Genomic DNA, 20,382 nt, shown 5'->3' with positions numbered 1-20,382 from the left:
ATGCATGCGGATTGCACGCAAGGTCAGGTCTATTTCAGGTAATTCAGCAAGCTCAGACTTTGCATCTTCACAGTCAGTGCATAGGAGGCATCAATCTGTGTTCGCAGTGCCTCCACCCTGTTGGCGGCTTCATAGGGGTCGACGCCCTCAAGGCCGATCACTGAGCTGTTGAGCACTTTCAATTGCACTTCCAAACGATCCGTTGCGTCTTTCGTTCGCGCCTGGGCTGTTCCAAGAACGGATTGCACGCCGGGCAGCGTTGAATTGGCCTCTGTGGTGGTCTCGATCGCCTTTGTGATCACGGCATCGAAAGCGCCCTGGTTCAAACCAATATTGGCAAACTCCGCCACCATCGTGTAGCTCATCATCATCTTGCGAAAACCGGCATTGTTTGCGCTGACCGAGGTCTCGGCCAGCTCGGTTGGCGCGATGCGGCTTTTCATGAGCGTATCGGAAGCAGATGACCAATTATCGGACCATGAGGCAGCATCGAATTCTGCCGAGAATGGGCCGTCCAGAAAGGCCTTCATATCGTTCGCGCTGATTGTTGAAACCTGCGGATCAGTAACCGGAAAGCCGAAATGGTCTTCAAAGGACTGCAGGACTGCCGCGCGTGCCGGATTGCCTGCTGCATCATAATCGCCAAGCGGCTTTACGTCAGTGTTGACGCCGGCAAAGACATATTCGCCGTTAAAACTGGTGTTGATCAAAGATGTCGCCGTCTGCATCAGCCCTGTTGCGGCATTAGCTGCAACCTCATGGCCCTGTCCGCTACCGCGCATGGCGATGATCGTTCCTAAAAAGCCCTGCGAACCCTTCATGGCATTGCTCAGCGCATTTTGCGATGTCGTCATACGCTCGGCCAGCAATTTATTGGAATCCGTAAGGACTGACAGCCGGTCATGTTCCTTTCGCAACGAAAGCGATTGCCCGGTGCGGCTGCCCAGCGCCAGACCGGTATCAAATACAAAGCCCGTCGTTGCTTCCTGTTGCGCCTTGACCAGATCAGCCTGCGCCTTTGAAATGATGCTCCGGGTTGCGTTTGCAAGGACGTATGAAGAGACCGATTGTGTTTTCATGTTTATGACGCCGCCCGGAAGAGTTCTTGGAACATGGAGTCTACTGTCGACAATATGCGGGCCGACGCCTGATAGGAGTGCTCCAGGTCCAACAGCGATTGCATCTCGGTATCGATGTTCACGCCGCTGACATTGGAAATCGCATCACTCGCTCTGGACGAGAGAATTTTGTTGTAATCGTTCGTATCCGTCACGGATTTGCGCTTTTCCTCAAGCGAGCTGATCGATGCGGCGGCGAAATCAAGCAGGCTTTTATTGTTGCCTGCTGCCGCATCAACGTCAAAAGTTCGCGGTGCGCCGATCGCCCCAATCAGACTTTGCAGTCGATCAGAATAGCCTGCAGAACCATCCGGATTCTGAACATAAGGTGTTCCTGCCGGGCCGCCATCGCGCAATAGCGCAGGATTGCCGCCTTCCGACAAAATATAGGCAGATGATACTTTAAGTGACCCCGCGATTCCCGGAAGGACCGTGGCATCGGCCGGCATCGCCGGTGCGCCCGAATAGGTAAACAGGCCAGGGACTGTCGGTACGCCTGTGCCTTTTTCAGCAAACATGCTGACGAGGCTGCGGGCAATTTCATCCAGTTGCTTTTGATAGGCCGGCGCGGTCTGGTCCCGCAATTGCAAGAGACCGCTCAGCCGTCCGGTGCCATAGGGTTGATCAAATGTGCCGTGCGACAGCGGTACGCCGTCCACATAGACCTCATTGCCGCCCGTTGAAGCGCTAAACGCACTTGTCGGTGTAAACGTCACAGTTCGTGCAGATTTTTCAAAAAGCGTGACGCCTGACTCGGCGAAAATGACCATATCATTGTCATCACGCTTTAAGGTCGTGATACCGATTTCACCGGATATCTGCTTTAGCAGGCCGTCCCGTTCATCAAGGTCATCCGAGACATCAGACCCAGCCCTTGTGCCACTGACCACCCGATTGTTGACCGCCTCGAACTTTGCCAGGAGGTCGTTGACGTTGTTGACCGAGTCCGCAATATCATTGTCGGCATCCTGGCGAAGCTTCTGCGTTTCCTGCGTTCCCCGGTTAAGGCTATTGGCAAGCGACACGGCTTTGGCAACGGCGGATTCCCCCACCGAGCTATTGCCAGGCTGAGAGGCATAAAGCTGGAGTGAATCCCGTAAATCGCCAAGAAGGGCTCGCGGTGAATCAGACGCATTACTGGCTGAATAAATGCCCGAAAGGCGATCAAGACCGCCTTTCAAAGTGTCGGATGCTCCCAGAAAGCTGTTGGCTTCCACGAACTTGGAAAGAAGGGCCTCATCTGCCGAGCGTTTCACCGACATATAGGTCAAGCCACCGGCACCGCTTACCACTGACCCTATGCGCCGCGTGAAATTTGGATCGTTGGCACCCGCAATATTGCGGGAGACGACCGCGGTCTGCTTTGACACGGTATTGAGAGCACTCTGAGCAGTAAGGAGCGCTGAAGTTAGTGACATGCCCTTTGTCCAATTCCCATTATAAGTTCAGCTATCGTTTCAGATTGACCAGCACGTCCATCAAGTCCGCACCGGTCTGAAAGACTTTGGAGTTTGCCGTATAGTTTCTCTGCGCTTCGATCATTTCCGTAAGATCCTGCGCAATGTCCGCATTGGATTCCTCAAGGGCTTCTGACGTGATGCTGCCAAAGCTTCCCTTGCCGGCAAAGCCCACCTGAACTTCACCGGAATCGGCACTGGTCGAGAACACATTGCCTGACAGAACCTGAAGGTTGTCGGGGCTGGGCACATCCGCGAGCGCGATCTGGTAGATCGGACGGGTTGTGCCGTTCTTGTAGTTGGCCACCACGATACCATCGGCGCCGATCGTCACGTCTTCAATCGGACTGGGCGAATTGCCATCGATCTTGACCTGAATGGGATTGTAGTCGCCAGCCAGTTGCTTCGTGCCGGAAAAGTCGATTTCGAGCGGCTGGCCATTTGGAACGACAACGGAAATCGACTTGTCCGCCGATGTGAGCTTGCCTGTCAGGGCATCAAAGTTGAATGTCTCGGTTGTTAGCGGAGCCGCTGGCGTATAAGGGAACCCGCCCGTTGCCGATGCATTGGCCTTGTTATAAACGGCGGCCTCCCATTGGTTGTCCGCCGTCTTGGTGTAGTAAATATCCAGAACAACGACATTGCCCAGATTGTCATAGGTTTGAACCGACGATTTGGCGGTAAATTTTGCCGTAGCCGTTGTATTTGCAGGTGGCCGGTCGGCAGCGGGTATAATCTCAGCGCCTGCCGGCAAATTCGCCGTAAAGACGCCTTTGCGGCTCGGGTCAGCGATCAGATCGTTTTGCGAGAGATTGATCTTCTCCAGACCCTGATAGCCATTGGCTACTGGATTTACGTTGCCGTTGGTAATGGGATACCCCATCAGGTAAAATCCGGCAGTATTGACCAGATTTCCGGCAGCATCAGGAACGAACGAACCGGCACGTGTCAGGTAAGGTGTTCCATTGGCATTGCTGACGATGAAGAAGCCCCTGCCTTTCAAGGCAAGATCAGTAGAGGATGTCGTGAAACGCAGCGGGCCATCATCAGAAATATGGTGGCGAACGGTAGTTTCGACCCCACCGGAATTGTAGGAGCCGCCGGAACTGGGAAGAACAAGCGAAGAAAACTCGGTGCTCGCGCGCTTATAGCCGGTCGTGCTCGAGTTGGCGATATTCTCGGATACCGTGGACAGCCGGTTGGCTTGACCGTTCATACCCGACACGCCGGTTCGCATCATTCCGTAAAGGCTCATTTCCGTCTCCTAAAGCGCGATTCAGTCCAGAATCGTTATGCCTCGATACTTGCGCGAAGCTGACGTGGGGAATCACTGAGAGAAGCTAAAAAAATTTCGATTGATCAAGATCGGCGGCACTCGCCGGTCTTCAGTCGAGATTTATGCAATAGCCAAGGAAGCGTTTTGAATCGATCGGATCATATCCAAGCTGCTCACGCAGTTTCTTGCGCAGCTTGCTGATATGGCTCTCGACAACGCTTTCTTCGACTTCACTATCGAAGATTCCATAGATCGCATTGAATATCTGGGCCTTGTTCAACCGCCGTCCGCGGTTGGCAATCAGATATTCAAGGATACGGCGTTCGCGGCGCGGCAAGGAAAAATCAACCCCATTGACCTGCGGATCGCGCCCGTCGGAGAAAATCTTGATCGGCCCGATCTGGGTTCCACTGCTGCCATTGCCGTAACGTCTACGAATTGCATTGATCCGGGCCAAAATCTCGCGAACATGCATGGGCTTGCGCACAACATCATCGACGCCAGCCTGGAAAAGCTCCAGCGTGTTTTCCAGCGATTGGGTGTCGTTGACAGCGATCACGGGAGCCGAGCAACGTTCACGAATTTTATGTGGAAACTGGCTGCGGTTCGCGCACTCCCCTATCAGAAATGCCTCCACTGCCATAATATCTTGCTCCTGAACGGTGGCGACCCACTCACCAAAATCGTTCGGAGAAAACCCGGTTGTCGTTATGCCCTCTCGGGCGAACCATGCAGAATACCCACTCGTCACCAGACTTCGTTCGTCGACGACTACAATCACAACCCCACCTTCCGAATCAGTAACTTAACCCCAAGCACGACACACGTAGCGGTGGTAAGGAGTTGTCGACAATCCCCAACTAATTGTTCCTAATTAATTGGGAGTCGGAATGAAGTGGTATAATAGCTGGACTTGGGGGAAAAGCCGACACGGCGGCTGTAGCAAAGCTGACGCAATAAGTTTAACAAATTGCCAACGGGAAATAAAATTCACGTTTTATTACCGTGTATTAACGTGGTCCCTTATTGCAAAAGATGCGCATGCCAGGAGTCCAGTTTTTGCGCTCGCTTGCGTCATATGTGCCATTACCCGGCAAACATAATTTTTCTGCATGATGTTCATTGCCCGCCCAGCAATGCCTCGCTGCCAACTTCGTTTTGGTGCAATCATGGCGTGCGCGCACGCGGCCTGGTCCCCACGGACTGGTGACGGCATAGGCAAACCGACAGTCAGGTGCGAATTAAACGACGAGCCCGCGCAAAGAACGAATTTGAGCGCCTGGCTTTGCCGGTAATTCGACATGGTCATCCGGTGCAACGTCTGCGGAAAAACTTTGATGGGTCGTTCGATTTTCCGGCGTATTCTGGAAACCCGATTGGCCCTGATTATTGCCGCGCGCGCCGAGCTGTTGCGGATCTTGCCCGTTAAGATTTTGCTGACCGGCTTGAGGGTTTCCAGCACCTGCCTGCGAGCGGTCTATAATGGATATTGTGACATTGGATGCATCATCCGTAACGCCCGCGCTGTGCAGCGCTTTGCCCAAAGCCTCACGATCATTGGATAGATGCTCGGCCATTGCAGTGCTCGCCGCAGCAATCTGGATATGCATTCCCTCGGATGTCAGGCGCAGTCTGGCGGTTACAGTGCCAAGTTCGACGGGCTGCAATTGAATGACCAACGTCCTTGCAGCACCCGTGGTGCGATCAGAAACCACTTCTATGCCGGTGACAGCCGGGGAATTGGCCGGTACCGTAACCATCGCGATATTTCCCATCAAGGGTTTTGCCGTGGCTTGTGGCAATGAAGGAGCAGCCTGCTGGAATGTGTTCGTGTCAGACGCCGCAATCACGTCCTGCAATGTCTCCGTCACCGGATTGGAATTCTGTTTCTCCGGTTTTACCGCTTTTGACGCTATGGCAGAACTGGCGCCATTGATCTCCTGCTGCTTTGCGGAGACAGGAGATGGCATTGCGGGCTCGGATGAGGCTTGTTCGGGTATAGGAGGCGCGGATGAGACGGAAAGTCTGCCTGAGCGCTCTGGCACTTGCTTCGGCGCTTGTTCTTTGTCTGCAAGAACATCTGCAGCATCTGTCTGTGGCGGGATGTCATCGTTTCCCAGCGTCAATTCAGCAGCATCCGAATCTGTCACGGACACTGCTCCTTGCAAGCCCTGCTGGTCAATCAAGGTATCGGGGGGAAAAGCGGTTTTATCACCTTGCCGCCTATCCAGCATTTGCTCCAACGCAATAATTGGTTGCGGGAAAGCACTCTGTGTAAGCGACATGGATTCCTCATCCCTGTGATCGGGCGGGCTGTCTGGCCCAGCGCTTTTTTCGTCACCAGGAATGTGGTTTAAAACGCTTTTCCGGTGTGGCTTGACGGCCTCCAAAAGCGATCCAAAATTAGGTTGCAGCTCTTTGGCTCCAGGCATTTCCTGGAAGTTGCCTTGCGTCTCTTCCTTTGTAGCCCGCACCGGCGTCTGCAACTTCAGCTTGAAAGGCATATTGGATCCGATCGTCATTTCCCGGCCTTTCCAAGAATTGCATCGATCGCATCGAGCTTCTTGCGCGTTTCTGTAATCATCGCATCTTCCGTATCGACGGCTGGCGGCTGGCGCGTCTTTTGCGGCGTCTGCGTGGCGATCTCTGGCGTGGGGATAGTTTGGGGCTCCATGGCAGCTGACGTCACACGCGGTTGTTCGGTTATTTTCCCCGCCATGGCCATGGCCGCTTCAAGTAGGTTTACGTCGCGGCCATGCAGACGATCCTTTGGCAGGCTGGACAATATTCTGCCCGCTTCTCCGGTCTCATCGGAACCGACATTGCTCACAGCAAGGTAAAGCCTTGCCTGTGTGTTGTCGGCTTTGAGCGCAGTGGCCAGTTCTTCCGCTTCCCGCGCGGCAAACCGGGCACGGACCAGATCACCATTAACAATAGAGCCACGGGCGAGGCGCAAGTAAAATGGCATCCGGGCGCCCGGCCAAGCCAGCACTGCCAGATCCTTGATTTCCTCCTCGCTGATTTTGTCCTTCAGCTTCAGCAAGGCGTCGACAAGCTGGCGATAGAAATCTTCCGAATATGGTGATCGTTCAAAGCGTTGCAGGTAGTTTCTGGACAGATATAGCAGCTTGTCTTTCTCGCCAAGACCAGCGGCGATGCTGAGACCGCGGCGCAGGGCTGCCTCCTCCAGCAGCGTTCCTGGCGCATTCAGCCGTATATAGTCGAGGCGCTTGAGAGCTGTAATCGCATCAATCGAAGCGAGTTGAGATGCCGTTACCAAATAGATCGAAGCGTTGAGTTCTGCTGGCAGATTTGGCGGCAGTTCCTGAAAGTTCTCGACAATGCGAAGCGCATCGCCATCTGCATAGGCCAATGATCCGGCGATAAGTTTAGGATCGATCTGATCAGGCTTCAGCGTGGCAATGATGCCGCGTACAACATCAGGATTGCCACCATTCAGCAGATAGATGAAAAGCGCATAGGCATTGGCCGGCTTGTCCCAAGCCTCCGGTTTGGCCTCTTTAAACTGACGAGAAACATGCGCAAGAACCCGGTTGAGCATCGGCAGCGCTTCCGGCTTTCCAGATGCTACCTGGTCCTGCAACATGCGCATTGACCGCACCAGAAGATATGGCTCTCGTGCAAGCATATCCGCTCGCGCCTGTGCCTGCATCAAACCGAGCAAACCCAGTATCAACACAAGATGATAGCGCCTCACTCTCATCTGCCAACCGTTTTAAGAAAAATATCGATCCGGCGATTTTGAGCTGCATAGGGATCCGACGCAATCTTTGGGTCGCGATCCGCATAACCGTCAATTCGAAGAATACGCTTTGCATCGAGACCGCCCCGCGTTAGCATATAATAGGCCATATGGGCACGCGCCGAGGACAAACGCCAATTGTCATAGCTATCACTCTTGAACGGTCGCGCATCGGTATGACCGCTGATGACAACATCACCCTTGCGGGAGGCGATGATCTTGCCGATCTCATCCAGCACCTGCACGACGCGCTTGTCAGGCTTTGCCGAGCCAATGGCAAACATGCCATAGTCAACTTTGTCAGTCAGCTGAATCATAACGCCTTCATTGGTGGGGACCACTGTCACCTCCGGCGCATTTTTCTCATCTGCAATGCCGGTCTTTGCGATTTCCGCAGCAAGCTTTTGGGCAATCTCAGCTGGACTCATCTCCCGCTTGCCTTCCGTGCCCGTCTGACCAGCAGCTTTCTTGTCCTCGACAGACTTGGCGGCGGGATCGGGTTTTATATCGCCAGCGCTCAGCCGCTGTGCCAGCGATGCCTGTTCAATCGTTACCGACTCCTGTTTGGAGGCGTCCTTTTTGACGCTAGCGCTTTTTTCATAGGATGGGGGTGGCACGGGCGGGCTATCCGTCAGAGGGAAAATTTCATCATCCGCCCGGTTAGTCCAATAGTTGGGATTGAAGGGATCCCGATAGGCCTCACCGCCTTCCGCACCGGTCATTGGACCAGCACGATTAATGCCACCGGCACCCGCGACGGACCGGTTCTGGAGGACACCAGAATCCGTGGCGATCTCCGCAAGAACCGCATAGGGATCTTTGAATATCTGCCGCTCTTCGCGTTCTGGCTGCGTCTCAGTATCACGGTCGTTGCGAGAACTCTTTGTTTCCGCATCGGTGGAATCGGGACGTTCGAAGCGGACCTTGCCCTTTTCCTCGTCAGAGTCCTGAATACCCTTTGGTCTGGCGTTACGGTCCATCAATTTTACGGGATTGAAATAGCTGGCAACAGCCGCTTTGGTTTCCTCGTTAGCAGCATTGATGAGCCACATGACGAGGAAGAATGCCATCATTGCCGTCATGAAGTCCGCATAGGCAATCTTCCAGACACCGCCGTGATGACTGTCTTCGCCATCGCCTCGGCCACGACGCACGATAACAATTTCGCGATGCGTTTCGGGATCAATGTTCATCGGATGTGATCTCTCAAACTATCGATCAGACGGCCAAGCCGTGTCTCGATAACCGTCTCGTCAAGCCGCAGGGACAGCTCTGCCTGGTTTGCCTCTGACAGAGAAAAACGCGTAAGATCAAAGCCGGGCCGGTTGCGAAGCACGTCCAGAAGATGCGATGGGCCGCTGATCTTCGCGGTAATCCCTTCATATCCCATGGTCAGTCGCTCTATTTCGCTTGCGAACGCACTTACCGCACGCTCCCGCATATTGACTTCAATCAGTGGAACAAGCACCGCAGCAAGCGAGCCGGAAAGATCAGACGCAATCATCTTCAGCCCTTCATCCAATTGCGCTGAAATGCGCGCTCCCGTCTGCTCCAGAAACGTCACTTCAGCTCCGGCAAGTTGTTCCTGAAACTCCCGCTCCAGCCTGACCTTTTCAGCCTCGAACAGAACCGAAGCTTCGACCTGCCCCGACTCCCTGCCCGCAGCAAATGCCTCCTTGATCTTGAGTTCGTAGTCGATGAGTTCGACTACCTCTTCAGGAGAATCGTCAATATCGGTTTTGATTGTTATCCGCTCGCCAGGTGCGGTAAATACCGTCACGCGATCGGCAGGCACATGCTGCGGCGTGAAATCCGTCAGCATGCTGGCAATGGATCTGGGTTGGGATGCCGTCATGCCGCTTCATGCACCCATTGCTTGAGGATGGCAGCTACGCGCTCCTCATCCATGTCGATCATCTGCTCCAGCCTGTTCTGGGCCGGAACGCGCATGCGGCGTCTTAACTCGCTGAGATCATCATAGGGCGCACTTTGCTCGGCATTTGCAGCAGCAACAGCAGGAAGATTGTTTGCCGGTGCAAGACCCGGCACAGCGAAACCCGGCTCGTCCGCCAGCTGCAAAGCGTTCTGCTGATTGCTCATTTCGCGCATCAATGGACGCACGCCAAACCAGAGTACCAAACCGACCGCCGCAATCAGCGCCGCAGCATTGATGAGCGTACCTGTCTGCCGGAAGATCAATTCCGATATGGGTGTTGAAGCCGGTTGCAGTTGCTCGTCGGCCGCTTCCAGGAAGTTCACCGCTGTAACATTGATCACATCGCCGCGCTTGGTATCAAGACCGGCGGCGGTTGCGACCAATTGCGTAATCTTGGCAATCTGCTGATCCACAAAGTTGGCCGGCGGCGGAGTCTCACCGGCGGTCGCCAGCAGCCGCGCCTGATCAACCACCACCGCAATCGAAAGACGCTTGATCTGATAGCTGTCGCTCGTGGTCGAAACCGTCTTCGAGTTCAACTCGTAATTGGTCAGCTCTTCGCGCTTGTCGGTCTTTTCCGTGGCGCTATCACCATTTCTGCTGGCAATTTCTTCCTGCGGAATGTTCTGTTCAACACCTGTCGCATTGTCACTGGTGGAATTTTTAGAATCACCACTTTCACGAACCACGCGAACCGAGCGTTCCACGCGCGATTCAGGATCGAATACTGTCTCGTTTGTCTGGCGACGATCCGTATCCAATGCCACCTGAACGCTTGTCTGAAAATGTCCAACACCCAGATAGGGCGCTAGGGCCTTGCGGATGTTTTCGTCAACGGATGACGAGACATTTTGCTCAAGCGTGGCGGACATGACAGCACCGGCATTGGTACCGTCATCCTTGGAAGCCAGCAGCCTGCCATTCGTATCGAGGATCGTGACTTCCGAGGCAGTCAATTGCGGAACGGCCGCTGCCACAAGCTGGCGTATGGATTGCGCGGATTCAATTGCGAAATCGCCTTCGGTGCGGATGACAACCGACGCGGAAGGAGCTTGATCGCTGCGACGGAAACTGCCTTTCTCCGGCAAGACAATGTGCACTCGCGATGCCTTGATCCCGCGTATGGCCTGAATGGTCCGCGATATCTCGCCTTCAAGCGCGCGCACCCGCGTGATTTCCTGCATGAAGGATGTGAGGCCCAGCGAGCCCATATTGTCGAAAAGTTCGTAACCGGCATTGTTGCTTGTCGGCAGGCCCTTTTCTGCAAGATACATACGCGCCTGATCGGCCTTGCCGAATGGCACCAGAACCGATGTTCCGTCTGACTTGACATCGAACGGTATGCCCGCTTCGCCCAAGGCCATACCCATGCGATTAACGTCATCGCGGCTCAGCCCGACATAGAGTGTCTCATATTGCGGCCGGTTAAGATAAAAACTAGAGGCAAGAATAGTGGCAAAAAGCGTCACACCGATGATGCCCAGCGCAATAAGCCGCCGGGCTCCAAGCTTTTTCAACGCTGCGCCCAGCTGCTCAAAAGTCTGTCTTAGGTTCTTTTCCATCAATTCCCACCGCAACACCTTGGGCCGACCATAGATGCTGAAGCTTGCGCGAAGTTAGAGTGGCGTTGCTCAAAGCTATTGCCAGAAAACAAAAAGGCCACGCGCGAAGCGTGGCCAATTGAGTTTTGCAGAACTGTTCTTATTAGCCGCGGAAGAGCGACAGGATGCTCTGGTTGCCGGAATTGGCAATCGAGAGTGCCTGAATGCCGAGCTGCTGCTGAACCTGCAAAGCAGACAGACGAGCTGATTCTGCGTTCATGTCAGCATCAACGAGCTGGCCTACGCCGCGATCAATCGCGTCCATCAGCGAGCTGGTGAAGCTTACCTGCGTGTCGATACGGGTCTTTGCGGAGCCGAGACCCGCAGCAGCAGCTTTCATCGTGTCGATGGCTGTACCGACGGTTGCCGATGTCGTAGCGGCGGTCAGAGCAGCTTCGAGATCGAATGCAGCAACAGCAATGGTTGTTACGCCAGTGCCAGCCTCGTAACCGGTAACGATGTTCTGGGCTGTGCCACCTGTCTTGAGCAGGTTAACGCCCTGGAATGTCGCGCCCTTTGCCATTTCAACGATCTGAGCCTTGAACTGGGCAATGTCGGCATCAATGATGGCGCCGTCTGTGCCTGGAGTTTCCTTGGCAACATATTTCGCCTGAATCTTCTGAGCGAGGTCGATAGCTTTCGTCAATGAAGTATAGGCAGTGTCGACGATGGAAGCACCAAGACCAAGACCGTCCTTAACAGCAGAAAGAGCCGAGTTCTGCGTGCGCATGCCGGTTGCGATTGACCAGTATGCAGCATTGTCGGAAGCTGTCGAAACGCGCTGACCGGTAGCAATACGGTCCTGCGTTGTTGCAAGGTTCTTGTTTGTTGCGGAAAGTGTCTGCAGCGCAGTCATTGCTGACGCGTTTGTAAGAATGCTAGCCATAGGATGAAGTCCCTGATGAGATATTATTTGGGACATACCGGACTGACCGGTATAACGGAGCGGCATCATGCCTATTGTCATTGCGACAACCCGTTATGTGCGTGATGAGTATGCCAAAAATGTTACGGTTTCAATAACGTTCATGATTAATTTTTCAAAGTTGGTTAGCGCACCTGTATCCGGCTAAGAATAGGAACGGATAAGACTGCCAACAAGGATGTTCCAGCCATCGATGAGGACGAAGAAAAGTATTTTGAACGGCAGCGACAGCACGGTTGGCGGCAGCATCATCATACCCATCGACATTGTAAGCGTTGCAACGATCAGATCAATCACCAGGAATGGCAGAACGATCAAAAAGCCGATTTCAAATCCGCGACGCAGCTCGGAGATCATGAATGCGGGTACGAGGATACGCAGGTCAACAACTTGATTCGCCTGTGTGCGAAATGATTCGTCGGCCAGGTCTTCGAACAATCGCAAATCCTTGTCGCGGACCTGCCGCAGCATGAATTCGCGAAACGGCGTGGTGATTTCATTGATCGCCACATCCTGAGTGATCTGGTTGTTGACCAGCGGCTGCACACCATTTTGCCAGGCTCTGTCAAAGACAGGTGCCATCACATAGAATGTCATGAACAAGGCAAGGCTGATCATTACCAGATTGGCGGGCGTAGTCTGCAGTCCAAGCCCGGCCCGCAACATCGAAAATGCAATGGCAAACCGGGTAAAGCTCGTGACCATGATGAGAATGCCCGGTGCAATCGACAGAACGGTCAATGCCGCCAGCATCTGGATGATCTGGCCGCTGGATGATGCACTGCCTTGCGGTATCAATCCTTCAAGTAAAGACGCTTGTTGAGCCATGGCCGTTCCACCAAGACCAAATAATAACCCGGCCAGAAGCACCGGCGTCAGATAACGTCTTTTCATTCCATCACCAGCGCCCAGATGTAAACTTTATCGACTTTGCCGTCAGTCCGCATGCGCGCACGTTCCTGCAGATCAGTTCTCAAATATTCCAGTCCAGCTGGTCCCCGCAGCTGCATCAGGTTTACCGTGCGAAGGAAGGCCATGAAGTCGGCGGAAACGGCGGTTGTCAGCTCGTCGGAAATTGTTTCTCCCGGCCGGACAATCAATCCTGCCTCCAGCCTGATCCAGACATCCTGAGGGATTTTGACATTGGTGAGGATCGGCTTCAGTACGACAACACTGCCGTCGGGCATTGCCTCCACCGACGGAGTTTTTTTCTCCGCCGCACCGGAGGCAGCCACAGGTACCGCCAGACCCAGTTGACCACCAAGAAACCAGCCTCCCGCACCGGCAATGAGTGTCAACACGACGACGACAACTGCCAGGGCAGCCATTGAAGGCGCCTTGCGTGTCTGAACGGTATCTTCGGTGGCAGCGCTCATTGTGGGGCTCTAAATCGGCGAGACCGCATCAAGGACCTGCTGGCCCCATGGCGGCTGTTGCACTTCGCTTTGGCGACCACGACCACCATAGGAAATGCGCGCTTCTGCAATCTTCTCGTAGGAAATCGTATTATATCCTGAAATGTCGCGCGGCCTTACAACACCGGCCACATTGAGTACGCGAAGCTCGTTGTTGACGCGGATTTCCTGCGATCCGCGAATGATGAGATTTCCGTTCGGCAAAATGTCGGTCACGATTGCAGCAACCGACAGATCGATTTTCTCCGACCGTTCAATCTTGCCCTCGCCCTTGGTGCGGCTATCTGAATCATAATCTAAATTGCCGCCAATATTGCTTACCGAGATTCCGCTCCCGCCCAGATCCGCCTTGGCGCCATAAATGCCCGAAGCGACGCGTGAGCGGTCAGATTTGTTGTCAAGCTTCGCCCGGTCATCAATCGAGATAACGACTGTCAGCACATCACCCGGATTAGTGGCGCGCGGATCGCGAAAAAAACTGGCCTGTCTGTCCTGCCACAGCGAGTATTTCTGCGGACGAGGCTGTACCGGGTAGTTTGATGGGTCGCTCACCGTAAAATTGTGTCCTACGCCCGTGCCGACCGGCGTCATCTCCGGCGGTCGATTAAAATCACGCGGATTCATTGCACAGCCTGAAACCAGAAGTACGCTTGCCAAAGCCATCGGCATTGCCGCTTTTTTCATTGTGCGGTTCTTTCTTTTGTCGTCACAACCCGCGAACCGACAATCACCCGCGCCAGCTTGGATGATTTCTCCGGGGGCATCTCGTTGAGAATAACGCTGGAAACCCGTGGGTTGAGTTTCAGCAGGAGCGCCGCAGCGGCTTCATCGCCCAGCAGTGCCATTTGCGCTGCGGCAGCGTCGGGCCGCATCTTGGATATGATGCCGACAAGTGAGTCTTCAGCCTTATCGATAAATTCGTCACGGCGTTTCAGCCAGACTTCATATTCCTGACGCTTGGCGTCGAGAAGTTCGATACGGCTATCTATATCCTCACGCAATTGCTGAAGCTCGCGTGTTTGCATCGCATAACGGGCATCAGCGGCCTTGTCGGTAATATTGGAGCAATACCGGTCAATCTCCTGTCCGGTATCATCCTGCGTTCTGGCTGTTTCCTGGGAAAAGCCGTAAGCCGCCGGCAAAAGCAGCGCCAGGCTGAAAGCAAGAGCTGCAACAGATGCTTTGAGAAATCCGGACACGTTCATTGGACCACCAGTTCGGCATGGAGGGCGCCGGCGGTCTTGATGCCTTGCAGAATCGCGATGATACCCTGTGGTTTCACTCCAATCTGGTTCAGCCCCTTGACAAGGCTTTCCAGATCGGTGCCCCCAAGCACCCCGATTTTCGATGTCTGGTTTACATCAATTTCGGTATTTGGCTCGACCGCAGTTTCGCCGTCCGAAAATGGTTCGGGCTGCACAATCGTCGGACGTTCAGTCACGCGCACTGACAGGCTGCCATGGCTGATCGCAACGCGGGAGATGCGCACTTTTTCTCCAATGACAACTGTCCCTGTCCGCTCGTCAACGACTACACGGGCGACTTCATCTGTGACGACCGGAAGCCCCTCAATTTCGGCAAGAAAACGCGTCGCTGAAATGCTGGCAGGCTTACGCAGGCGGATTGATTTGGAATCCCGCTCTTTGGCAACAGCCTGCTTGTAGCGGCGTTTTGCAAAGGCATTGATCGTATCGGTAATGCGTACCGCGGTGGTAAAATCGGGTTCACGCAGCTCGACAATCAGCTCATCATGGCCAAAATTACCGGTGACTTCCTTTTCCACCAGCGCGCCATTGGGAATGCGGCCGCTTGTCGGCACCCCCTGCGTTACGGTTTCGGCCTGTCCTGAAGCCGTAAAGCCGGAAACAATCATGTTGCCTTGTGCAACCGCATAGGTCTGGCCATCGGCTGCGGCCAAGGGAGTCATGACCAGCGTACCGCCAGCCAAAGAAGTCGCATCGCCCAATGACGAGACTGTGATATCGATCCGCGAACCACGCCCAGCGAAAGGCGGCAGATTGGCCGTTACGATCACGGCGGCAATGTTTTTGGTACGGGAGGCACCGGCTGGTGGGCTAATGCCAAGATTATCCAGCATGGCGCGCATGGACTGTTCGGTAAAGGGCGCACTGCGCAAGCTGTCACCCGTGCCGTTCAAGCCGATGACAAGACCATAGCCGACAAGCTGGTTTTCGCGCACACCCTGAATATTGGCGATATCCTTCAAGCGGGCGATTGCTCCACCCTCGCCAAGCTGTGATGAGGCACCTCCCCAGCGGCCATCATCAAGCTCTTTTTGAAAGGCTGCCCGCGCTTGCCCAGGCGTTTTGTAGTCCTTGGCATTGGCCGACGGCTCAGCTGCATAGCCAGCGGGTGATGCTGCAAGCATCAAGCCGACAAATGCCATGAGGACACGCAGCAGCTTCATTGCATACCAACCTGGATGCTTCCATTGGCAAGCACGGTTCCAGTTACAATAATGCCGCTATCAATGTTGCGGACCTTTACGAAATCACCGGAACGGCCGGCCTCCATTGGTATGCCTTTGGCAGTGATAACCAGTGCGCCCGTATCGTAGACGATTGGAACAGAAACTCCGCGCTGAACAAGATCCGGCTCGTTCACGGCTGTAACCAGAATGGGTTTTCCCGGAAGGAGGGTCTTGCGCGCGACCTTGCCGATCAGCTGATCGGCGGACAGGATATAACTTCCCGCCGCACTGGACTTGATCGTGAACATCTTTTCTTGCAGCTCGTTGCCGCCGATGGCCTGTCCGGGATAGATGATCTGCGATGGGACGATAAAAGTTATGCGGTCGGCCAGGGCCGACGACACAACAAAGAAGGCCGTGGCAAAAGCACTGGCCCGCAACAGATTCTTTATCGCTCCAATGGCTGTCATCATCACCCTCAACGCAGATTCTTCGAAACGACCGAAGCCATTTCGTCGGCGGCCTGAATGACTTTCGAGTTCATCTCATAGGCCCGCTGCGCCGTGATAAGATCCGTGATCTCCTTCACCGGATCGACGTTTGAGCTTTCAAGATAATTTTGCTTCAACGTTGCAAAGCCCGGATCACCCGGAACACCCACAACGGGATCACCGGAGGCATCCGTTTGCCGGAAAAGATTGTTGCCTAGCGGCTCCAGCCCGGCTTCATTGGCAAAGTTTGCGATTTGCAGCTGCCCCAGATTAACCAGCTGGGTCTGGTCCGCCATTTTAGCGAACACTTGTCCACTCTCAGTGATCTTGACCTCAATCGCATCGGTAGGAACAACGATATTCGGTTCAACGAGATTGCCATCAAGGGTCACAAGCTGACCCGTCCCGTTGACGTTGAACGCTCCGGCGCGGCTGTATAAGGTGTCGCCTGCAGGGTTCTGTATCTGGAACCATCCACGGCCTACCAGCGCGACATCATAAGGATTTCCGGTCTGGTTGAGCGGCCCCTGTATATGCAGATTGCGCACCGCAGCTGTCTGCACACCAAGACCAACCATGGCTCCTTCGGGAACAATGCTTTGGTTGGCAGCATTGGGAACGCCGGCTGTCCGCTCTGCCTGATACAAGAGATCAGAAAATTCAGCCTTGGCGCGCTTGTATCCGGTCGTATTGATATTGGCGATATTATTCGCAATGACTTCCAGATTAAGCTGTTGGGCATTCATGCCGGTGGCTGCGATAGTGAGCGCTTTCATTGGGATTCCTTATCCAGCTAAATCGGCATGCGGCTGATTTCGAGATAGGCCTGCACGATCTTGTCGCGAATGGCGATCGCGGTTTGCAGCGATTGTTCCGCGTCCATGACCGCATTAACCACGTCGCGGGTCGGCACGTCGCCCGTCATGCTTTTCATGGACACAGCTTCTGCGGTTTGCAGCTTGCCGCTCACGGAGCTGGCGAGTTCTGAAAGCACATGATCGAAGGATGGCTGACCGGGTGCGGCAACTTGCGATGCAGCAGAGGCGGCCCCCTGATTGACAGTCTCGGTCAGTTTGGAAAGGGCGTTACGGGTAGAAACGCTGAGAAGCTGGTCTATCATCAGGAATTCCTCAAAAGATCGACGGTCATGGCAATCAGCTCGCGCGCTTGCTTGACGACTTGGAGATTGGCTTCATAAGAGCGATTGGCTTCTCTCATATCCGCCATTTCAACGACCATGCTGACATTGGGATATTTGACATAGCCGCGACTGTCTGCCGCCGGGTGACTTGGCTCATATTCTTCGACAAAGGCGGAAGTATCCTTGCCGACCTCGGCAATTTTAACCGTTTCGACGCCGGTCGTACGATCAAGCTCGGTCGCGAAGGAAACCGTCTTGCGCCGATAGGGATCGCTGCCGGCTGTCTTGCCGGTCGATTGCGCATTGGCAAGATTTTCCGAAACGATGCGTAAACGTGTTGACTGGGCGGAAAGGCCGGATGCTGCGACTTTAAGGGCGGCCTGTAGCGGATCACTCATGCGCTTAAGCCTTCACAGATGACATCATCATGCGGTGAAACGCCTTGACGATGCTGGTGTTGAGCGCGAATTCGCGATTGATCTCGCCGGATTTCACCATTTCCATTTCGAGGTTAACGGTGTTCTTGGAGTGGTTTTGTTCGGTCACTGCGTCCTTGCGCAGGGCGGTTGCCGCAATGCCTGAGGCATCGATTTCCAGATGCTTCGGATTGGTGGCCGCCATTGTCAGTTGCGACTGGGCAAGGACGTCATGGAATGGTTCGACATCGCGAGCCTTGAACCCTGGAGTATTTGCATTCGCAACATTTCCTGAAACCGCTGCCTGCCTTACTGACAGCCACTCGGCCTGACGTGACGCCAGATCGAACAGATGAATTCCTTGCATGTGCTTCCCCGCAGCCGAACCGATTAACCCGCTCTTAATATATGTGGTCAGGCTTGCGTGAGACTTGCGGCAGCGTCAGCTTCAGTCGATCTGGCTAGAACGTCCTGTCGATCACAGTCCCGTCGGAGGTCTTGATATTCCAGCTTCCGGGCGCTGCTCCGCGCTGTATAGCCACCAATGTGCTGCCATCCGGCAGTGGTGAGCCCTTCTCGACGAACCAATATCCTGTTTCGTCCTCAATCATCACCAGTCCGCCTACAACTTCGCGGACAAGGAATTGCGGCTTACCCGGAAAAGGCTGTTTGCTGGCATCCTCCATCTTCGCGAACCTGTCAGCTGTCAGCTCCGACGTTGTAGCTGTCGTCATCGGATCAAGCTCTTCGCTCGAATTGGGTGATGTTGAAGCAATCTTGCCCCGTGTCTCGCGTACAACCTTCTGGTTGGCACGGTTGAGAGGATCGCGCACCTGAATACCGGAAGCCTCGGGCTTTGGGCGCGCATCCAGAATATCGTAATACATGACGAATGGCAGCACGAAGGAGACCACGGCCAACCCGAAGCCTGCCGTTTTAAGATAGCCGTCAAAACGCTTGTCGCGTTGTTTGGGCGCTAGGGCTGTCTCGATATCGACCGATCCGGGTTTTGCCGCGTTTGCTTGTTGTTTTGTCATGATGGCTCCGTTGGCCGCAAGGCGGTGGCAAGGTCGCTATAAGGGTCCTGAGATAGTGGGGAGGCTGGCGTCTGCTGCATTGTCCCGTATATCAGCGGTACGAGATGGACGGCCTGATCAATCTGCGGATCGCTGCCGGTCTGATAAGCGCCGATCATCCGAAGATCGCGCGTTTCCTCGAACCTTGAAATCAGGCTGCGCAGACCCGTCGCAAGTTTTGCCTGATCCGGAGACCAATTATGGTGTGCCAGACGTGATATCGATCCCAGAATATCGACAGCCGGAAACCGCCCCTGAGCCGCTATGGTTCGATCGAGAACGATATGACCGTCAAGAGTACCACGAATGGCATCCGAAATGGGATCATTGTGATCATCGCCATCAACGAGAACAGCATAAAGCCCGGTAATTGTGCCTTGGCCTTCAAGACCTGGCCCTGCCCGTTCAAGCAGGCGCGGCAGCTGGCTGAAAACGCTCGGCGGATAACCGCGTGATACCGGCGGTTCACCGGCGGCAATGGCTATTTCGCGTGCGGCATGGGCAAAACGCGTAATCGAATCCACGATCAAAAGTACATTGTCGCCGCGATCACGGAAATACTCGGCAATCGCAGTGGCCGTATTGGGAGCAAGCCGTCGCATCATCGGACTTTCATCACCCGTGGCAATAACGGCAATGGTCTTATCCAGTTTGCCAGCCATTGTGTCTTCAAGCATGTCGCGCACTTCGCGGCCGCGCTCGCCTGTCAGTGCAAGAACGACTGTGTCGAAGTCCGCCGCTTTGGTCATCATGGCAAGCAGCGTGGATTTACCGACGCCGGAACCGGCAAAAATGCCCATACGCTGGCCGAAACACATGGGCACGAAGACGTCGACGACATTGACGCCGCTTCGCAGGCCTTTTTCCACCCGGTTCCTGTTCATCGCAGAAGGTGCTGCACAGTCCACAGGCACTGGTTCGGCTCCGGCGGTCATCAATCCCTTGCCGTCGAGCGGCTCGCCCAGCGCATTGATAACCCTGCCCTTCCAGTCTGGTGCAGGTGCAATACGAAACTGGCCTTCGGGAAACACCGGGCTGCCGAGCGATGGCGTAATCCGGTCGTCAAATGGTTTGATCAATGTTTGAGTTTGTTCAAGCCGCACCACTTCGGCGGGATGAAGATGCTGATCACATCGGATCATCACGAGATCCCCAAGCTGCACCTTGTCCGAGATACCCCTTACACCGATTGCCGACCGCGATACTTCATTGACGTATCCGCCGACAGCAACAGACCCACATTCCCGGTTGGCCTGTGACAACAGGCGCGCCAGGCTGTCGAGCCTCACCGTTCCGGTGTTCATGGTCTGTAGGGCACTGTCCAGCGCGGTCATGA

General features: G+C 54.6%; 22 protein-coding genes. All 22 read right to left on the bottom strand.

Going from position 1 to position 20,382, the window contains the following annotated elements; genetic code table 11:
- Positions 1 to 29 precede the first annotated feature (29 nt).
- The 22 genes from QFZ34_RS04075 to fliI all read right to left on the bottom strand — a co-directional run bounded on the left by QFZ34_RS04075 (position 30) and on the right by fliI (position 20,380).
- Positions 30 to 1,079, bottom strand: coding sequence for a flagellar hook-associated family protein (locus tag QFZ34_RS04075; protein ID WP_307277307.1), 1,050 nt, complete (start codon positions 1,077 to 1,079; stop codon positions 30 to 32).
- 2 nt (positions 1,080 to 1,081) lie between these two features.
- Positions 1,082 to 2,536 carry a flagellar hook-associated protein FlgK gene (flgK, locus tag QFZ34_RS04070; protein ID WP_307277304.1) on the bottom strand — a complete coding sequence of 485 codons (1,455 nt, stop codon included), beginning with the start codon at positions 2,534 to 2,536 and terminating at the stop codon, positions 1,082 to 1,084.
- 31 nt (positions 2,537 to 2,567) lie between these two features.
- A complete protein-coding gene (locus QFZ34_RS04065) occupies positions 2,568 to 3,830 on the bottom strand; it encodes a flagellar hook protein FlgE (protein WP_115054990.1) in 1,263 nt (420 codons plus the stop codon).
- Positions 3,831 to 3,960: 130 nt separating this feature from the next.
- On the bottom strand, positions 3,961 to 4,632 hold the full coding sequence (ftcR, locus tag QFZ34_RS04060) for a flagellar transcriptional regulator FtcR (protein WP_115054989.1): 672 nt from the start codon (positions 4,630 to 4,632) through the stop codon (positions 3,961 to 3,963).
- Positions 4,633 to 5,092: 460 nt separating this feature from the next.
- A complete protein-coding gene (fliK, locus tag QFZ34_RS04055; RefSeq protein WP_307277300.1) occupies positions 5,093 to 6,373 on the bottom strand; it encodes a flagellar hook-length control protein FliK in 1,281 nt (426 codons plus the stop codon).
- Entirely contained in the window at positions 6,370 to 7,569 is a 1,200-nt protein-coding gene (locus QFZ34_RS04050; protein WP_307277297.1) for a MotC family chemotaxis protein, read from the bottom strand. Before QFZ34_RS04050 ends, fliK begins: the two co-directional genes overlap by 4 nt.
- A 2-nt stretch (positions 7,570 to 7,571) precedes the next feature.
- Positions 7,572 to 8,807: a MotB family protein gene (locus QFZ34_RS04045; RefSeq protein ID WP_307277294.1), complete on the bottom strand. Its 1,236-nt coding sequence runs from the start codon at positions 8,805 to 8,807 to the stop codon at positions 7,572 to 7,574.
- Entirely contained in the window at positions 8,804 to 9,469 is a 666-nt protein-coding gene (locus QFZ34_RS04040; protein WP_307277291.1) for a hypothetical protein, read from the bottom strand. The genes QFZ34_RS04045 and QFZ34_RS04040 overlap by 4 nt, the downstream gene beginning before the upstream one ends.
- Positions 9,466 to 11,112: a flagellar basal-body MS-ring/collar protein FliF gene (gene fliF / locus QFZ34_RS04035; protein ID WP_307277287.1), complete on the bottom strand. Its 1,647-nt coding sequence runs from the start codon at positions 11,110 to 11,112 to the stop codon at positions 9,466 to 9,468. The genes QFZ34_RS04040 and fliF overlap by 4 nt, the downstream gene beginning before the upstream one ends.
- Before the next feature lie 142 nt (positions 11,113 to 11,254).
- Entirely contained in the window at positions 11,255 to 12,037 is a 783-nt protein-coding gene (locus QFZ34_RS04030; RefSeq protein ID WP_115055116.1) for a flagellin N-terminal helical domain-containing protein, read from the bottom strand.
- Between the two features lie 183 nt (positions 12,038 to 12,220).
- Positions 12,221 to 12,970, bottom strand: a complete 750-nt coding sequence (gene fliP / locus QFZ34_RS04025) for a flagellar type III secretion system pore protein FliP (protein ID WP_115054984.1) — start codon at positions 12,968 to 12,970, stop codon at positions 12,221 to 12,223.
- A complete protein-coding gene (locus QFZ34_RS04020; protein WP_307277280.1) occupies positions 12,967 to 13,452 on the bottom strand; it encodes a flagellar basal body-associated FliL family protein in 486 nt (161 codons plus the stop codon). Before QFZ34_RS04020 ends, fliP begins: the two co-directional genes overlap by 4 nt.
- A gap of 9 nt (positions 13,453 to 13,461) precedes the next feature.
- Positions 13,462 to 14,175, bottom strand: a complete 714-nt coding sequence (flgH, locus tag QFZ34_RS04015) for a flagellar basal body L-ring protein FlgH (protein WP_307277277.1) — start codon at positions 14,173 to 14,175, stop codon at positions 13,462 to 13,464.
- On the bottom strand, positions 14,172 to 14,696 hold the full coding sequence (locus tag QFZ34_RS04010; RefSeq protein WP_307277272.1) for a MotE family protein: 525 nt from the start codon (positions 14,694 to 14,696) through the stop codon (positions 14,172 to 14,174). The genes flgH and QFZ34_RS04010 overlap by 4 nt, the downstream gene beginning before the upstream one ends.
- The gene (locus QFZ34_RS04005) at positions 14,693 to 15,919 is read right to left on the bottom strand and encodes a flagellar basal body P-ring protein FlgI (protein WP_307277269.1); all 1,227 of its coding nucleotides are present in this window, start codon (positions 15,917 to 15,919) and stop codon (positions 14,693 to 14,695) included. Before QFZ34_RS04005 ends, QFZ34_RS04010 begins: the two co-directional genes overlap by 4 nt.
- Positions 15,916 to 16,392: a flagellar basal body P-ring formation chaperone FlgA gene (flgA, locus tag QFZ34_RS04000; RefSeq protein ID WP_336441442.1), complete on the bottom strand. Its 477-nt coding sequence runs from the start codon at positions 16,390 to 16,392 to the stop codon at positions 15,916 to 15,918. Before flgA ends, QFZ34_RS04005 begins: the two co-directional genes overlap by 4 nt.
- Positions 16,393 to 16,400: 8 nt before the next feature.
- A complete protein-coding gene (gene flgG / locus QFZ34_RS03995) occupies positions 16,401 to 17,189 on the bottom strand; it encodes a flagellar basal-body rod protein FlgG (protein ID WP_115054979.1) in 789 nt (262 codons plus the stop codon).
- Between the two features lie 17 nt (positions 17,190 to 17,206).
- Positions 17,207 to 17,533 (bottom strand): flagellar hook-basal body complex protein FliE, encoded by a 327-nt coding sequence (gene fliE / locus QFZ34_RS03990; RefSeq protein ID WP_307277261.1) that lies wholly within the window; start codon positions 17,531 to 17,533, stop codon positions 17,207 to 17,209.
- Positions 17,533 to 17,952 (bottom strand): flagellar basal body rod protein FlgC, encoded by a 420-nt coding sequence (flgC, locus tag QFZ34_RS03985; RefSeq protein ID WP_115054977.1) that lies wholly within the window; start codon positions 17,950 to 17,952, stop codon positions 17,533 to 17,535. The genes fliE and flgC overlap by 1 nt, the downstream gene beginning before the upstream one ends.
- 4 nt (positions 17,953 to 17,956) lie before the next feature.
- The gene (gene flgB, locus QFZ34_RS03980; protein WP_115054976.1) at positions 17,957 to 18,337 is read right to left on the bottom strand and encodes a flagellar basal body rod protein FlgB; all 381 of its coding nucleotides are present in this window, start codon (positions 18,335 to 18,337) and stop codon (positions 17,957 to 17,959) included.
- Positions 18,338 to 18,431: 94 nt separating this feature from the next.
- Entirely contained in the window at positions 18,432 to 19,007 is a 576-nt protein-coding gene (locus QFZ34_RS03975) for a hypothetical protein (protein WP_307277253.1), read from the bottom strand.
- Entirely contained in the window at positions 19,004 to 20,380 is a 1,377-nt protein-coding gene (fliI, locus tag QFZ34_RS03970) for a flagellar protein export ATPase FliI (protein ID WP_307277249.1), read from the bottom strand. Before fliI ends, QFZ34_RS03975 begins: the two co-directional genes overlap by 4 nt.
- Positions 20,381 to 20,382 lie beyond the last annotated feature (2 nt).

The sequence above is a fragment of the Phyllobacterium ifriqiyense genome (assembly GCF_030817885.1).
Lineage (GTDB): Bacteria > Pseudomonadota > Alphaproteobacteria > Rhizobiales > Rhizobiaceae > Phyllobacterium > Phyllobacterium ifriqiyense.
The sequence above is the reverse complement of the archived record's forward strand: the minus strand, read 5'-3'. Positions and strand labels throughout refer to the sequence as shown.

Bases quoted from the DNA above. Each gene is read 5' to 3' on its own strand.
- flgB (WP_115054976.1), bottom strand. From the start codon at position 18,337: ATGCAAGGAATTCATCTGTTCGATCTGGCGTCACGTCAGGCCGAGTGG.
- QFZ34_RS04010 (WP_307277272.1), bottom strand. From the start codon at position 14,696: ATGAACGTGTCCGGATTTCTCAAAGCATCTGTTGCAGCTCTTGCTTTC.
- fliI (WP_307277249.1), bottom strand. From the start codon at position 20,380: ATGACCGCGCTGGACAGTGCCCTACAGACCATGAACACCGGAACGGTG.
- flgC (WP_115054977.1), bottom strand. From the start codon at position 17,952: ATGAGTGATCCGCTACAGGCCGCCCTTAAAGTCGCAGCATCCGGCCTT.
- fliF (WP_307277287.1), bottom strand. From the start codon at position 11,112: ATGGAAAAGAACCTAAGACAGACTTTTGAGCAGCTGGGCGCAGCGTTG.
- QFZ34_RS03975 (WP_307277253.1), bottom strand. From the start codon at position 19,007: ATGACAAAACAACAAGCAAACGCGGCAAAACCCGGATCGGTCGATATC.
- flgA (WP_336441442.1), bottom strand. From the start codon at position 16,392: ATGACAGCCATTGGAGCGATAAAGAATCTGTTGCGGGCCAGTGCTTTT.
- fliK (WP_307277300.1), bottom strand. From the start codon at position 6,373: ATGACGATCGGATCCAATATGCCTTTCAAGCTGAAGTTGCAGACGCCG.
- QFZ34_RS04040 (WP_307277291.1), bottom strand. From the start codon at position 9,469: ATGACGGCATCCCAACCCAGATCCATTGCCAGCATGCTGACGGATTTC.
- flgH (WP_307277277.1), bottom strand. From the start codon at position 14,175: ATGAAAAAAGCGGCAATGCCGATGGCTTTGGCAAGCGTACTTCTGGTT.
- fliE (WP_307277261.1), bottom strand. From the start codon at position 17,533: ATGATAGACCAGCTTCTCAGCGTTTCTACCCGTAACGCCCTTTCCAAA.
- flgG (WP_115054979.1), bottom strand. From the start codon at position 17,189: ATGAAAGCGCTCACTATCGCAGCCACCGGCATGAATGCCCAACAGCTT.
- fliP (WP_115054984.1), bottom strand. From the start codon at position 12,970: ATGAAAAGACGTTATCTGACGCCGGTGCTTCTGGCCGGGTTATTATTT.
- flgK (WP_307277304.1), bottom strand. From the start codon at position 2,536: ATGTCACTAACTTCAGCGCTCCTTACTGCTCAGAGTGCTCTCAATACC.
- QFZ34_RS04005 (WP_307277269.1), bottom strand. From the start codon at position 15,919: ATGAAGCTGCTGCGTGTCCTCATGGCATTTGTCGGCTTGATGCTTGCA.
- QFZ34_RS04030 (WP_115055116.1), bottom strand. From the start codon at position 12,037: ATGGCTAGCATTCTTACAAACGCGTCAGCAATGACTGCGCTGCAGACA.
- QFZ34_RS04065 (WP_115054990.1), bottom strand. From the start codon at position 3,830: ATGAGCCTTTACGGAATGATGCGAACCGGCGTGTCGGGTATGAACGGT.
- QFZ34_RS04020 (WP_307277280.1), bottom strand. From the start codon at position 13,452: ATGAGCGCTGCCACCGAAGATACCGTTCAGACACGCAAGGCGCCTTCA.
- QFZ34_RS04075 (WP_307277307.1), bottom strand. From the start codon at position 1,079: ATGAAAACACAATCGGTCTCTTCATACGTCCTTGCAAACGCAACCCGG.
- QFZ34_RS04045 (WP_307277294.1), bottom strand. From the start codon at position 8,807: ATGAACATTGATCCCGAAACGCATCGCGAAATTGTTATCGTGCGTCGT.